Annotated in this window: 14 protein-coding genes; 10 read left to right on the forward strand and 4 right to left on the reverse strand. The window is 40.2% G+C overall.

Translation table 11 applies throughout. From position 1 onward, the window contains the following. Positions 1–171: 171 nt before the first annotated feature. Positions 172–1,605 (reverse strand): amidohydrolase family protein, encoded by a 1,434-nt coding sequence (locus E4S40_RS10965; RefSeq protein WP_135073953.1) that lies wholly within the window; start codon positions 1,603–1,605, stop codon positions 172–174. A gap of 7 nt (positions 1,606–1,612) precedes the next feature. Next, positions 1,613–2,278, reverse strand: a complete 666-nt coding sequence (locus E4S40_RS10970) for a DUF4386 domain-containing protein (RefSeq protein WP_135073955.1) — start codon at positions 2,276–2,278, stop codon at positions 1,613–1,615. Positions 2,279–2,422: 144 nt separating this feature from the next. On the opposite strand from E4S40_RS10970, the gene E4S40_RS10975 reads away from it, so the two are divergent. The 7 genes from E4S40_RS10975 to E4S40_RS11005 all read left to right on the forward strand — a co-directional run bounded on the left by E4S40_RS10975 (position 2,423) and on the right by E4S40_RS11005 (position 7,614). After that, on the forward strand, positions 2,423–3,898 hold the full coding sequence (locus E4S40_RS10975) for an acyl-CoA synthetase (protein WP_135073957.1): 1,476 nt from the start codon (positions 2,423–2,425) through the stop codon (positions 3,896–3,898). A 3-nt stretch (positions 3,899–3,901) separates the two neighbouring features. Continuing rightward, positions 3,902–4,270, forward strand: coding sequence for a malonate transporter subunit MadL (gene madL, locus E4S40_RS10980; RefSeq protein WP_135073959.1), 369 nt, complete (start codon positions 3,902–3,904; stop codon positions 4,268–4,270). Then, positions 4,263–5,021: a malonate transporter subunit MadM gene (gene madM, locus E4S40_RS10985; RefSeq protein ID WP_135073961.1), complete on the forward strand. Its 759-nt coding sequence runs from the start codon at positions 4,263–4,265 to the stop codon at positions 5,019–5,021. The genes madL and madM overlap by 8 nt, the downstream gene beginning before the upstream one ends. 141 nt (positions 5,022–5,162) lie before the next feature. Then, positions 5,163–5,966, forward strand: coding sequence for a hypothetical protein (locus tag E4S40_RS10990; RefSeq protein ID WP_135073963.1), 804 nt, complete (start codon positions 5,163–5,165; stop codon positions 5,964–5,966). Between the two features lie 59 nt (positions 5,967–6,025). Beyond that, positions 6,026–6,883, forward strand: a complete 858-nt coding sequence (locus E4S40_RS10995; protein ID WP_135073965.1) for an N-acetylmuramoyl-L-alanine amidase-like domain-containing protein — start codon at positions 6,026–6,028, stop codon at positions 6,881–6,883. Positions 6,884–7,027: 144 nt separating this feature from the next. Next, positions 7,028–7,420, forward strand: coding sequence for a hypothetical protein (locus tag E4S40_RS11000; RefSeq protein WP_237563179.1), 393 nt, complete (start codon positions 7,028–7,030; stop codon positions 7,418–7,420). Further along, positions 7,417–7,614 carry a helix-turn-helix transcriptional regulator gene (locus E4S40_RS11005; RefSeq protein ID WP_135073969.1) on the forward strand — a complete coding sequence of 66 codons (198 nt, stop codon included), beginning with the start codon at positions 7,417–7,419 and terminating at the stop codon, positions 7,612–7,614. Before E4S40_RS11000 ends, E4S40_RS11005 begins: the two co-directional genes overlap by 4 nt. 11 nt (positions 7,615–7,625) lie before the next feature. Here the strand turns inward: E4S40_RS11005 and E4S40_RS11010 are convergent, their stop codons facing one another. Beyond that, positions 7,626–9,272, reverse strand: coding sequence for a M1 family metallopeptidase (locus E4S40_RS11010; RefSeq protein WP_135073971.1), 1,647 nt, complete (start codon positions 9,270–9,272; stop codon positions 7,626–7,628). 68 nt (positions 9,273–9,340) lie between these two features. Further along, on the reverse strand, positions 9,341–11,533 hold the full coding sequence (locus E4S40_RS11015; RefSeq protein WP_135073973.1) for a S9 family peptidase: 2,193 nt from the start codon (positions 11,531–11,533) through the stop codon (positions 9,341–9,343). A gap of 218 nt (positions 11,534–11,751) precedes the next feature. Between E4S40_RS11015 and E4S40_RS11020 the strand changes: the two genes are divergently transcribed. The 3 genes from E4S40_RS11020 to E4S40_RS11030 all read left to right on the forward strand — a co-directional run bounded on the left by E4S40_RS11020 (position 11,752) and on the right by E4S40_RS11030 (position 14,472). Then, positions 11,752–13,068, forward strand: coding sequence for an aminotransferase class I/II-fold pyridoxal phosphate-dependent enzyme (locus tag E4S40_RS11020; RefSeq protein ID WP_135073975.1), 1,317 nt, complete (start codon positions 11,752–11,754; stop codon positions 13,066–13,068). Next, complete coding sequence (locus tag E4S40_RS11025) at positions 13,068–14,144, forward strand: serine hydrolase domain-containing protein (RefSeq protein WP_135073977.1); 1,077 nt, start codon at positions 13,068–13,070, stop codon at positions 14,142–14,144. Before E4S40_RS11020 ends, E4S40_RS11025 begins: the two co-directional genes overlap by 1 nt. A gap of 136 nt (positions 14,145–14,280) precedes the next feature. Beyond that, positions 14,281–14,472 carry a hypothetical protein gene (locus E4S40_RS11030; RefSeq protein WP_135073979.1) on the forward strand — a complete coding sequence of 64 codons (192 nt, stop codon included), beginning with the start codon at positions 14,281–14,283 and terminating at the stop codon, positions 14,470–14,472. Positions 14,473–14,499 lie beyond the last annotated feature (27 nt).

Below are 14,499 nucleotides of genomic sequence, written 5' to 3' on the forward strand. Positions count from 1 at the left end.
AATCATATTTAAAATAGGCTGTCGCAAAAGCGTTCTATTGTCAGCCTGAGCGGAGTCGAAGGCTAATCCTAGCGATTAGAATTATCTTTCGACTTCCTGCCTACCGGCTAGGCATGTGCTCAATTTGACACAGAGGACTTTTGAGACAGCCTCTTTTTATTTTTGAAATCCTTACCTCTCTACCAATAAATACTCGGCATAGCGCAGTCCGGAGGCGATGAAATTTTTTCGGGTTTTGGCTCGATTTTCAAACTCGTCTAAAGTCTCTCGATTTATTTTTCTGCCTTTGACAGCCACGACTTTTGGTTTTTGTAGCACGGCCAAATCTTCCAAAGGATTGGAATCAGTCAAGACAAAATTCGCCAACTTTCCTTCTTCTATTGTTCCCATTTGACTTAAAAAATCATGAACCTTTGCCGGATTAGCGGTAGCGGTTTTTAATGCTTCAAAAGCACTCATACCCGCCTGCTGATAAAAATTCAATTCCTGATGAATCGAATAGCCCGGTAGAGTCACACCAATTCCTGCATCGGTTCCGCAGACAATATTCGCCCCATTTTCATGCAGTTTTTGAATGATGGTAAGATGAAAATCATGCTGGTTTTTTATACGATCTTCCACCTTAGGGTCAGAAGTTTTCGTCCCCTGCCATCGATCAAATTGAGCTTGGCTATCTACGTCCCGAATCAGAGGATTAATAGCGGCCAACTCTTCCTGATTTAAAATATCATCCTCTGTAAGTAGTCTGTAAATATTATAGAAAACCACAGCGGTTGGACATAAAGCTGATTGGGGATGAGAGACATATAAATCAATAACATCCTGAAGTTTGGCAGTATCCAATTGAAATTCCAATGGTTGCTGCACTATATCCTCCACATGCTCTATGGTCTTGATTTGATTTCTGAAATGGTAGCTGTAAGGAACCAAAGCCGAAGGGTGAGAGACTAAATCCATTTCACTTTCAGCCGCCTGTTCCAAAATGGCATCAAAAAGCTCCTCAGTAAGTCCATTGTAAGTTTTGATAAAATCATACCCTCGCTCCTTGTAGGAAATGATTTTTTCCTTGGCTTCTTCAGGGCTTTGAAGCTGCAGATTATCATCACCCGGATAGTCGGGACCACTCAGTTTAGGACCAGAAGTAAAAAAAGCAGGAGCCAAAAGTTTGCCTTTTGCCAAATTATCCTTCATGCGAAGATGCATGGGGAGTCCCCATAAATTTCGCACAGCTGTCACCCCATTCGCCAAATACAAACCCAACTCATACTCATCCCAAACATGCACATGCATATCCATTAGCCCCGGAGAAAGATAAGCTCCTTGAGCATCCATCATCGGTAATCCTTCTGAATCCAAGTTTTGACCGATTTCAGAGATTATTCCTCCTTCTATTCGGACATCGCGATCCATCAGGATTGTATCTTTTGTCATCGGAATCACATGGACATTCTGGATTAAATAAGAATCTTCTTCAGCTTCCGCTACTCGATTCACTTTGAGGTAGGATGTTTTATTAGAATCAATAATTAGTATTATCGCTAAAACAAGTAGCACCAAGGCTACAAATCCTAAAAGTCCAAATCCTATTCCCTTGATAATTTTCATTCTGAATCTACTTTGATTTCAAGGCTACTACGATTAGCCAGATTGCTAAGGCTATTTCGCCTAAACCCATCGGAAGTGCCAGATACATTTCGGCTTCATTTAATACTGAGTCCCAACTTGGGAACAAAGCCCTCGTTCCGTGAATTACGAAGTAACAAAAGCCTGCAAAAGTGGCAAGACCGGCCAAAATCTTGGGGATAAAGGTGCTTTGCCAACTCAAGATCCCTATCCCGATCAAATGAAGACCAAACACAATCAAACCTTGTGACCAATATTTTTCAAATTCAGCAAGAAAAGCCATAACATCTCCTCCCGAGGAAGTGACAGAAATAGCTTGTGCAGCATGTTTGAGTTGGTTTATAGCAAACACCAAAAAAAGGCAATAAGCAATCCTAAGGATGGCTGAAGCTAATGACAATCTGAAATTTTGAGATTGAAAGATTCGAAAAAAGCCGAAGGCAACCATAATATCTAGGATAAGAATTCCTACCCAACCGGCAATTCCATAATGGAATTGATCCAATGAGTTTCGGATATTTTGGACCGTTTGCACTTCATCTCCAGTAATTACAAGTTGCTGATAAACAAAGCCATAGGAATAGCCTGCCAGTCCAGCCATTAACAAAAGGGAGACTCCTGTTAAGAGCGCATTTTTCTTTTGAGTTGAGCTCATAGAAAGGATATTGAAGAAAAAATATTGCTTTTTGGACGGTCAACTTACCCCTAAATATTTCCCCTGCCAAAAATTACAAGCAGTAACTCTCCCTTTTTGGCTTCAAAGGACTATCTTGAAAGCTGCTTAAACCTATTCCAATTTATGATTGAATTGATTGAACGCGCCTCCCAATTTTTGCCCCGAACAGCCGTGGTGGATCAGGGAAAACGTTTTAGCTACCGAGACCTTTTAGACCGAAGCGAGCAAATTGCTCATACTCTACTTGGAAATAAATCCGATCTACAAAGTCAGCGAGTGGCCTTCATTATACCTCCCTCATTTGATTATTTGGCAATTCAATGGGGAATATGGAGAGCGGGTGGAATCGCCGTACCACTTTGTACTTCCTACCCTTTCCCCTCCTTGCAATATGTCATCGAAGATACTCAAGCCAGTTTCTTGATCGTCTCTCCTGAATTTGAAGATCTCCTTTCTCCTTACCGAGACAGTCAGAGCCTCGCTTATCTTTCCACCAATGATCTGGAAAATAATTCTTCAAGTTCTTTACCGGATGTAAATCCAGATCGGGGTGCCATGATTTTGTATACCAGCGGTACAACCAGTTTGCCAAAAGGTGTCTTGAGTACACATTCCACGATTACTGCTCAAATCAAAAGTTTGGTGGAAGCGTGGCACTGGTCAGAAAATGACCACATCTTATCCATTCTTCCTCTTCACCATGTGCACGGAATCATCAATGTGAATTCCTGTGCTTTGTGGTCTGGAGCAACGGTTCAGTTTTTACCCAATTTTGATGCAGCACGGGTTTTTGAAATTTTCTGTGAGGGCGAGGTAAATGTTTTCATGGCAGTTCCAACCATCTATTTTAAGTTGATTGCATACTATGAAACACTTCCAGAATCCAAGCAGGACGAGATTCGAAATGCTTTGAAGAAATTTAGATTTATGGTTTCCGGGTCGGCTGCATTACCGGTATCTGTCATGGAAAAATGGAAAAGTATTTCCGGACATACCTTACTGGAGCGATATGGAATGACCGAGATAGGGATGGCTATAAGCAATCCCTATGAAGGAGAGCGAAGACCCGGTCACATCGGTCAACCGCTACCCGGAGTCTCAATTAGGCTTTGTGATGAAAATGGACAGGAAGTACCTGTTGGTCAAGCGGGAGAAATACAGGTGAAAGGGGAAAATGTGTTTTCTGAATATTGGGAAAAACCTGAAGCTACTGCCAAAGCCTTCACAGCTGATGGGTGGTTCAAAACCGGAGATATCGCTCTTGTTGAGGATGGATACTTTCGAATCCTAGGAAGAGATTCGGTGGACATCATCAAATCCGGTGGCTACAAAATCTCAGCTCTGGAAATTGAAGAAAAAATCAGAACCCATGAAGCGGTCAAGGATTGTGGGGTCGTAGGTATTCCTGATGAGGAGTGGGGAGAAAAAGTTGTGGCTGCAATAGTACCAAATCAGGAAATTGAAATCCAAGCTTTAAAAACTTGGCTCAAAACGGAATTGCCATCCTATAAAATCCCTAAAGAGTTTCTTTTTTTGGAGGAATTACCCCGCAACGCCTTGGGAAAAGTGACTAAAAATGAACTCAAAAAACTATTCTAACCCATGACCATCTACGGCGTAGCGCTTTTGGCGATTTCTTTTCTGTTGGGTCAATGGATGGGCTCACTATTGGGGGACTGGTTGGGAATCCAAGCCAATGTGGGAGGAGTAGGATTTGCGATGATATTCCTGATGCTTGGAAAAGAATGGTTGGTTCAGAAGAAACAAATGACCAGCGAAATGACGGGAGGAATTGCTTTTTGGAGTAAAATGTATATCCCGGTAGTCATCGCTATGGCAGCCAGCCTCAATGTCAAATCAGCAGTTTCCTCGGGAAGTTTAGCATTGGTTGCTGGTATTATCCCTGTATTGGCTAGTTTTCTTGCCTTCCCCTGGATTATGAAAAAATTCAATCCTAAACATCATGGATAATCTGATTGGATTGATCGAGAAAAACGGGCTGATTTTTGGCTTTTTATGTGTCGGAATCATCTTCCTGATAGGAGAGCTTCTTTCCAAAACTATCTTCCGGTCCAAGATACCCGGTTCTGCAATTGCAATTTTTCTAGGTTTGCTTTTGGGATATTTAGGAGGACTTTGGTCAGATGGAGAAAAAGGCATAGCAGGAATCTCACTATTTGCAGGAATTGGATTGCTTGGAGGTTCCATGTTTCGAGACTTTACCATCGTGGCCACTGCCTTGGGGGCTAATCTGGAATTGATCCGAAAGGCGGGTTGGCTGGGCTTGATTTCACTTTTGGTAGGGATTGTACTGTTCTTCATTATTGGGGTTTTACTTGCCTTCGCTTGGGGATTTCGGGATGCAGCAAGCCTATGTACAATTGGAGCGGGAGCATGCACTTACATCGTAGGGCCGATAACGGGAGCTGCCGTTGGAGCTTCCTCCGAGGTGATCGCCTTGAGCATTGCTATAGGGGTAGTCAAGACCATAGCCGTGACTATCTTTACACCCATTGCTGCCAAAAGAATTGGTTTAAAAAGTCCTGAATCAGCCATGGCATTTGGAGGCATGATGGGAACATCCAGCGGGGTAGCAGCCGGACTAGCCGCCACCGATCCTAGCCTTGTTCCTTATGGAGCAGTGACTGCTACCTTTTATACTGGTGTAGGCTGTTTGTTGTGCCCATCATTGTTCTATTTGATTCTCAATTTTGTTTTTTAACAAAAAAAAAATTCGTCTTTTATTTGGAAGATTTTTTTAAAAAAGAAAACTATTAAAGAATTATTTCAAATAGGAAGAAAAAATATTTTTTTTAATATATTTTTTAACATAGTTATTCGTTTATTGAAAAAAACCATAACTATGAGAAAGGTATTATTCAGCATTTGTATTTGTTTTTTTAGCAATCTGCTCTTTGCTCAAGAAAAAGATCACGCAGTATACACTGAGAGTAATTTGAGCAGTTTCGAAAAGAAAAAACTTCGACAAGAACGAAGCGGCCAGGATGGCAATTATTTACTTTTTCAGGGAGGCTTGCGTAGGCATCTTACTACAGAAGGAAATAACTTATACTTGCCAATATCAGGAGAAATGGATGGAATAGTTCAGGGAAATTTGGGCTACAGAATTGGAAATATTTCAATGGAAACAGGCCTTGGTTTCATCTGGCATAACTCTGAATTGGAGTATCAATTAGGACAGTCTGAGAAATCGATAATTACTAAATCGAATCATAATTCCATCTTTTTACCTTTAGGTTTTCGCTATTCCATTCCATTAAACAATCAACAGAGGCTAAGAATAGGAGCTCATGCCATAAGCAATCTAATTCTATTTTCTTCCGATAGACCTGATCCCAACCGAAGGTTTCCGTATTATGGTTCTGGGAGCATAGAGGGCGTGTCCATTGATTTCACTGTAAATGAACCCAAATTCAAGTCCTTTTTCAAAATTGGTATTCATGCTGAGATTTTAGCTTTTAAATCCTCTTTTTTATCGATACAAGCAAGCCATGTTCTTTCTGTTCCCTCTACACTTCGAACAATAACCTATCAATGGGAAGACGGAATTCAATCCGGCGAATTTGAAACTCAGACCTCATTAAATGGCTGGATCGTAGAATTTGGCTACAAACTGCCGCTGAATATTTTAAGCCTTAAAGATTAAGAATTCGGATTCAGCTTTTCTTTTTATAGCTTTAATGAATATTTGCTCTCCCAATTTTCATGAAGCCTATCTACACTTTGATTCTATTTCTTTTTATTGGCATTCCATTGAATGCCCAAACTGTATGCTCTGCGGAAAGTCGGGAACGTTTAGAAATAGCTTTAGACCTTCTGAAAGATTTGGATTCTGAAAAGCTCAGCATCAATGAATTGGTAGTTGAGATTGGGAAGAGTTTTCAAGGAACCCCTTATGTTGAAAAAACCTTGGAAATTCCTGGTCCAGAGCAATTAGTCATAGACTTACAGGGGGTGGATTGTACGACTTATTTGGAAACCGTTGTAACATTGGCAAAGATTGCTAAAATGGGAGAAGCTACTTTTGAGGCTTTCGAAAATGAACTTGAAAAAGTCCGTTATCGCGATGGTAAAAACGAAGGCTACCCTAGCAGATTGCACTATTTTTCAGATTGGATTTATGTCAATCAACAAAAGGGGATGCTTCAGGATATGAGCCAAGCTATCGGAGGAAGCCCCTACCCTAACAAGCCAACTTTTATGTCTGAAAATCCGCAATTCTATCCTCAATTAAGTAATCGGGAATATGTCGAGCAGTTGCAAAATATCGAGGCAGGAATTGGACTTCGTGAGTATTATTTCATTCCAAAAGACCAAATCAGTCAGTTAGAAAGTAAAATTCAATCCGGGGATTTGATTGCTATCACCACTTCCCTTTCCAATTTGGATATGGTTCATGTAGGATTTGCCGTGGAACAAAACGGACGCATACATCTGATGCATGCTAGTTCGGCAAACAAAGAAGTGGAGATCTCCGAAAAGCCGCTACATGATTATCTTGCTGCTAATCGAAGCCAATCAGGAATCATGGTTGCACGCTTGATAAACCCTTCTTCCAATTAATAAGCTTTAAAAAGTAATCCCAAATTGAAATAGTAATCCATCTCAATTCTTCATGTTTTGAAAAATAATGTAAATAAAACTTGACATATGTAAAATCTTATTTACATTTGTAAAGTCAACTTTACATAACGAATTATGGAAAACATGAAATTGGAACGAACAAAACGAATTAGAAAGCTAGCTGCCTGGACATGGACTTGGGTAGCCACTATGGCGATTGCAACATTCGGCCCGGAGTTCATTTGGGATAAACACTCATTTCTTACGCCTTTTGCCATCATAGTAAACTTGGCCAATGGGATATTAATGATTTTGGCTAACCGTGATTTATTCAATCATTTTGATGAATTGGAGCGAAAAATCCATTTAGAATCTATGGGTATTACTCTTGGCCTTACGGTCGTAGTGGGCCTGACCTTTTCCCTATTAGACCAAAAAGACTTGATTTCTTTTGATGCAGAAATCGGCTTTTTGGTGATGTTTACGGGCCTTTGTTACCTCACTGCGGTATTAATTAACACACGTCGATTCAAATGAAAAATAAGATCCGAGACCTCCGAGAACAAAAAGGGATGACGCAAGAGGAATTGGCGGAATTCATTGGCGTATCCCGACAGACGATCAATGCAATTGAAAAGCAAAAATTTGATCCAAGTTTGCCAACGGCCTTTAAAATGGCCAAACTCTTTGGCCTGCCGATCGAGTCTATCTTTCAGTTTGAAGAAAAATAATTACTCGTCTCCTAATTCATCCGCAATAGCGAAACATAGAAATTAGGATTAATCTCTAAATTCTGTCCTTTTAATCCGGTTTGTTCCTGCCAATCAGTGGTAGGATAAAGCCGGATTTTTTTATCTCCAACTGTGACATCCACCGGCATATCAAAGGAGGAAATACAGTTCATCCAGCGGTAATGCAGGGTATTATCTCTTGAAAAATAGTATTCCAAAGTTGGGATGCTAGTCTCCCGAAGATACTGATCAAAGAAGGGCTTCAAATCAATTCCAGCTTGCTGAGAAATATAATTTTCAACTTGTCGAGTTGATACTGTCTGATGATAAAACTCTTTGTTTAGACCTCGCAAAATGGATCTCCATTTTTCATCATCCTGAATTATTTCCCGAAGAGTCTTGAGCATATTCCCACCCTTGTAGTACATATCCCCGGAACCTCGACTATTTACTCCGTAAGTTCCAATGATGGGGCGATCATTTTGAATACGGGCTCTTGTTCCCCGAACATATTCCTGCCCGGCTTCTTTACCATAGAAATACTCCAAAAATAGACTTTCAGAATAATTCGTAAAGCTTTCATGAATCCACATATCGGCCACATCGCGGTAGGTGATATTATTGGCAAACCACTCATGTCCTGACTCATGAATAATGATAAAATCAAACTTCATTCCCCAGCCTGTCCCGCTCAAATCTGTTCCTCGATAGCCATTTTGATAACCATTGCCATAGGTCACCGAACTTTGATGCTCCATTCCTAAATAGGGAGCTTCCACCAGCTTGAATCCATCTTCATAAAATGGATAAGGACCAAACCAATGCTCAAAAGCCTCAATCATTCTTCGAGCATCCTGAAACTGCTTTTCAGCCTTTTTTAGGTTTTCCCGAAGCACATAATAATCCATGGTCAAAGTTCCCTTCTCCCCTTCATATTCCTCACCGAAATGAACATAATCCCCGATGTTGATATTCACTCCGTAGTCATTGATAGGATTGGAAACAAACCAGTGAAAAGTTCTAGTATCAGAATTTTCTTCAATCCCTCGAAGTCGACCATTGGACACATCCATTAAGTCCTTGGGAACGGTAACAGAAATCAGCATGCTATCTACTTCATCAGCAGGATGATCTTTACTTGGCCACCAAATACTGGAACCTATGCCCTGATTGGAGGAGGCGATAAATTGCTTTCCATTGGAATCCTTGGTCCAGGTAATCCCTCCATCCCAAGGTGGACGAATTGCTTCTTTGGGCTGACCTTCGTATTGGATTTCTATTTCTTGGAATTCACCTGGCTTTTGTTCTTTTTTCAAAGAAATAAAATGCGCTGCACCATCTCGCTCAAAAGAAAGCTGTTCACCATCCTGCATTACTGAAGTAATCTCAAGAGGTTCTTGAAGGTCAATCTGCAGTACTTTTCCGGCTTCTTTGACTTTGTATCTGACCAGGTTCTTTCCTTGGATGGATTTACTTTCGGGAAAAACCTCCACAGACAAGTGATAATAATTCAAATCCCACCAAGCCCGCTCAGGAGTGATACTTCCTCGAAGCGTATCGGCCCGGGTAAAATTTTCCTGTGAAAAAACTTCATTTGTTGTCACTAGAAAGAAAACAACCAAGCAGCTTAAAATCGCCTTTTTTATCCCTACCAGCATAAATAATTCCTAATTCCTAATTCCTAATTCCTAATTCCTAATTCCTAATTCCTAATTCCTAAATAAAATTATTTCGCACCCGGAGGACAATGCTTTTTCAAATAATCGGTGTACAATTTTCGTAAATGCATATTGGTTCCTTCTCCTTCAGAAATCGAATGAGATCGGTTTGGATATGGCATAAATTGGAAAAGTTTTCCGTGCTTAATCAGCTCATTGACAAGCATATCTGCGTTGGCGTAATGCACATTATCATCTGTCGTACCATGAATATATAGCAGGTTTCCTTGTAGATTTTTTGCGTGTGTAATCGGTGAACCTGCAATGAAATCTTCCAGGTTTTCCTGAGGCAAACCCATATATCGTTCCTGATAGATATTGTCATAGGTCAGCTGATTGGCAACGGCTGCAATAGAGATTCCAGTCTTATAAATTTCAGGAAATTGGAAAAGTAAATTCAAGGTCGCTGAACCTCCCCCGGACCATCCCCAAACAGCCACTCTATCAGGATCTACAAAGTCCCATTCCAAAATTTGCTTTGCTGCCTCAGCTTGGTCTGAAATATTCAATCGACCGATTTTTCGATAAATGCTTTTTCTCCAAGCCCGTCCTTTTGGAGCTGGAGTTCCACGATTATCAATTGAAACATAGATATAGCCATCTTCCGCCATATCGCCCTCATACAATCTATTTCTTCCAACCCCGTAGGTGTCTTTCACATTCGCTCCCCAAGGTTCGGTGTAGACATAGAACACCACTGGGTACTTTTTGCTGGGATCAAAATCATTCGGCTTGACCATCCAGCCGTCCATTTCGGCTCCATCAGCGGTTTTGACTTTGAAAAACTCAAGCTGACTTTCTCGTTGATTTGCAGAGAGATTTTTCTCGATACTTCGGGAAGGGTCCAAAGGTTGGTGATTTGGCAAACTAATCCACTCCGAAGATGGTCTTGTAAAATGGTTTTGGAATTGGTGAAAGGCATACATCCCAGAAGGAGAAATTTCATAATTGTGCGTTCCTTTCAAATCAGAAGGAGAAAGCAATTCTGCCTCGCCTTTGCCATCTATACTAGTAGAATACAGGTATTTTTGAGTAGCATTTTCAGGAGAAGCATGGAAGTAGATTCGGTTTCCTTTTTCATCGAAATGAAGCAAATTGATTACATCATAGTCACCTGTTGTAATCTCAGTTGACTTTCCATCCAAACCAATTCTGTAAAGGTGTCGCCATCCGTCTTTTTCACTAAACCACAAAAACTCCTTCCCATCGTTGATCCATTTTAACTCATGTCTATACGTTAAGGCGTAAACATTTTCCCAGTTGGAAAGAACATCAATCCAAGCTTCATCCTGCTCTTCGAAAATGACTTTTGCCAGATTGTTTGGCACATCTACAGCATAAATTTTAGAGTGATTTTGCTTCCGGTTCAGTTGCTGAACTAAGAGTAAATCCGGGTTATTCCATTCCATTCGCGGCAAATAATGTTGCTGCGGGTCTCCGGGAATGTTGAGCCAAGTAATTCCTTTATCATTTAGATCAATCACCCCGATTTTTGCAGGAGAAGGAGACTGACCCACTTTCGGATATTCCACAGGAATGATCTGTGAGTAGACTGAATCAATATTATTGATCATGTAGAAATCGCGAATCTGATTGGCATCGATTTGCCAAAAGGAAATTTTCTCTCCATCTGGGCTCCATTGAAAACCATCTCGACAGGCAAACTCTTCCTCATATGCCCAATCAAATGTTCCATTGATCAATTTCCGATTTCCATCATGCGTCAATTGCGTTATTTCCCCTGTAGCCAAATTCTCCACATAAAGATTAAACTCACTTACATAAGCGATTCGAGTAACATCAGGGGAAAGCTTCGCAAAGCGCAAAGAAGACTCAGGAAGCCCCTTCCCTGCTTGCTGTAATTTCTTGGTTTCCAAATCCAAGACCCAATAATCTCCTTGGGTGTCTAATCTCCAAACCCGCTTCGTATTGGTATAAATCAACACTTTCTTTCCATCCTCAGAAAAAGAAAAATCCCGAATCGTCAGAGTCGAATTATCTGGAGTTTGAAGCCACTCCGAAGGAACAAAAGTTGAAGGTGAGTTTTCAGGAAGACTGAATTTGAGAATACTGTTTTTCTCAGCGATGAAATAAGAATTCCCATCTTCGGACCAATGCCTTGTTTGGGCATTAGAAATTTGAGCCAGAAAACAAACCTGTACAAAAAGGAAAATGTATCGGAGTAGGGCTAATTTTTTCATAAGGGATAAATTCGTCTAATTATCAAATCTATAAATCATTCGAGATCTTCGATAAAATCATTCAAAAAAGATACGAATTCAAGTCATTGATTTTCGAAAAATTCAAAAAACTGATTTTGAAAGATTTACCAATTTCCCCCTTTCATCAAAAAAATAATATTGAATTATCCTTTTACTGACCGATCCTTTAATTTCAATGATCGGCTTATCATTTAATCATGTCAAACTTATCATTCCTATCTAAAAAAGGGGCTGCTGCTTCCAAAAGCCCCATGCGAATAGATCTTGAAATATATTACGAGGCGATGGAAAATTTATACCATCCCGAAACCAATCCAAGCGGGGCCTTGCCTATGAATGTGGCAGAAAACCACTTGTGTTGGGAAATGCTTCGAGATAGGATTCAAAAAGTAACCCGAGAAAATACTATCCCCGAATGGGTAGCAAGCTATACAGACCCTGCAGGTGCGCCAAGTTTTAGGGAAGCGACTGCCGAATTTTTATCCAAGTTTTTGATGCATGTTCCTGTCAACCCAGATAGTTTGGCCTTTTCAGGAGGTGCTACTTCTACAATCGAGATGACTAGTTTTCTGTTGGCCAATCCAGGCGACACTGCGGTCATTCCAGCTCCTAGCTATCCGGTGTATTCAGGTGATATCGGTACCTTACCCGAAGTAAAGCGATTCGATCTTCAGGTTCCTTCAAAACCAATAAATTCAGAATATCAATTTGACCTGCAACTCTTACAAGAAGCCAAGGAAAAAATAGAAGCGAACGGAAGTAATTTCCGAATGTTGATTTTGACCCAACCTGATAATCCCACTGGAAGAATTTATTCGGAAAGTTTACTGAGAAAAATCGCTGATTGGTGTATTCAAAATCAAATTCATTTGATTGTAAATGAGATCTATGGTCTATCCCAATTGGATATTCAAAATCCAAATCTTAAGGCATTCTATCCTCAAGCTTCTCCTTTCGTTTCATTTGGAAAAATTATGTCTGAATATCAAAGCCCATTTCTTCATTTTTGGTATTCCTTTTCCAAAGATTTTGGGATTTCCGGATTTCGAATTGGTTTGCTCCATTCTCATAATGAAGATTTAATTCAAGCTTATCGGAATGCTGGTTTGGGGCATTCCATCTCCAATTATACCCAATGGGTGATTCAGGAGGTTTTGCTTGATCATGGTTTTCTAAAGACCTTTTTCGAAAGCTTTCAGCAAAAGCTGACAGAGTCTTATTTAATCGTAACCCAGACTCTGAAAAAACTCAACATCCCCTTCAACCCCTCCCGAGGAAGTCTGTTTGTTTGGATGGATTTATCAGAATTCTTGGAAGAGAAAAGTTTAAAAGGAGAAGAAAAACTTTGGCTTGAGATCTACGAGAAAACCGGAATCCTGATTACTCCAACCAATGGATTTGGTCATTCTGAAAAAGGTTGGTATCGGATTGTTATCACGAGTTTGAGCCATGAGGAATTGAAAGTCGCGATGAAGAGATTGAGTGATTTTATTCAAATAAAAAGAAAGGGATAATGAAAAAGCTTTGGTTAATCATAGGCTTGATTCTCAGCCTTTCCTTCCGCGGAAATGGTCAAGGATTTCAAGAAATTCTGGAAGGAGAAATTCAAGATAATATGCCGGGGATCTCCTTCAGTATTTTATCGGAAGATGGGAAAATTTCTTGGTCCGGGGCTGCCGGGCTTACCGATAAAGAAACAAAAAAACCACTCAGCAGTGAGCATACATTTCGAATCGCTTCGGTTACCAAAACTTTTGTGGCAGCTAGTATACTTCGACTGATGGAAATGGATTCCCTCCAATTGGAGGATCTTCTTGCCAGTCATATCAGTGAAGAACATACCAGAATTTTATCCGAAGACTATCCCATGAATCAAATTACAATTCGGCAGGTTTTGAGACATGCTGCTGGATTTTTTGATCATACGAATGCCCCTGAATTTTTTGATACTGTTTTAAAAGATCCCAAACATGAATGGACTCGAACCGAACAAATTCAATTAGGTGTTGAGAAAGGGGAACCAATTGGTCCTCCCGGAGAGCAGTTCAGCTATTCAGATACAGGCTATATTCTTTTGGGAGAAATTATTGAAAAGTACACGCAAAAAGATTTAGATGAAGGAATTAAGGTGTTATTAGGCTTGGAAAAACTACAATTATTCCGAACTGATTTTGAACGAAAGGACCCAACAACAGACTCGCTCCGTATTCATCAGTATTTACAAGGAATGGACACCTATGGTTTTAGCCCTACCATGGACTATTATGGAGGGGGAGGTTTTCTTTCAACTACACCCGAACTGATAGCTTTTTTCAAAGCTCTTTTCAACAATCAAATCTTTGATAATCCAAAAACACTGGAAATTATGCTTGAGCCGGTGGAATATGAAAAACCTGCAAGAATGGATTACCAAATGGGGATGTATCGGGTAAAAATCAATGGAATGATGGCCTATACCCATACCGGTTTTTGGGGAACTCAAGTTCTGTACATTCCTGAAAAAGATTTGTACATGGCAGCTAATTATTCCCAAGTTTGGAGAGGAGGTGCTGTCGCACCGGTTTTCTCAAAAATCTTAGATGCACTTTGAATTCTCAATTGATTGCTAATCTAAAAATCGAGCAATTCACTGCTCGAAATCGGACATGATTTTGTTTAAAACAAAATTCAAATTACACAAAATCAACCACTTATCAAGATGGCATTTATCTTGATTTGAAAATAGCATGATCAATTTCCTACTTTGGCTGATTCTGCTGGTTCTTTGCTGGCCAATCGCCATCATAGCATTAATCCTCTACCCTATCGTTTGGTTGATTTTACTTCCTTTTAGGCTACTAGGCTTAGCGGTGGATATCTCATTTGACCTAATAAGAAATATTTTCGCCCTTCCTTTCAGGATGCTGGGAGTGAAATAAGCTTGATTTCTAAAATAAAGCTCAGAG

Origin of the sequence: Algoriphagus kandeliae, assembly GCF_004571135.1 — a bacterium.
GTDB lineage: Bacteria > Bacteroidota > Bacteroidia > Cytophagales > Cyclobacteriaceae > Algoriphagus > Algoriphagus kandeliae.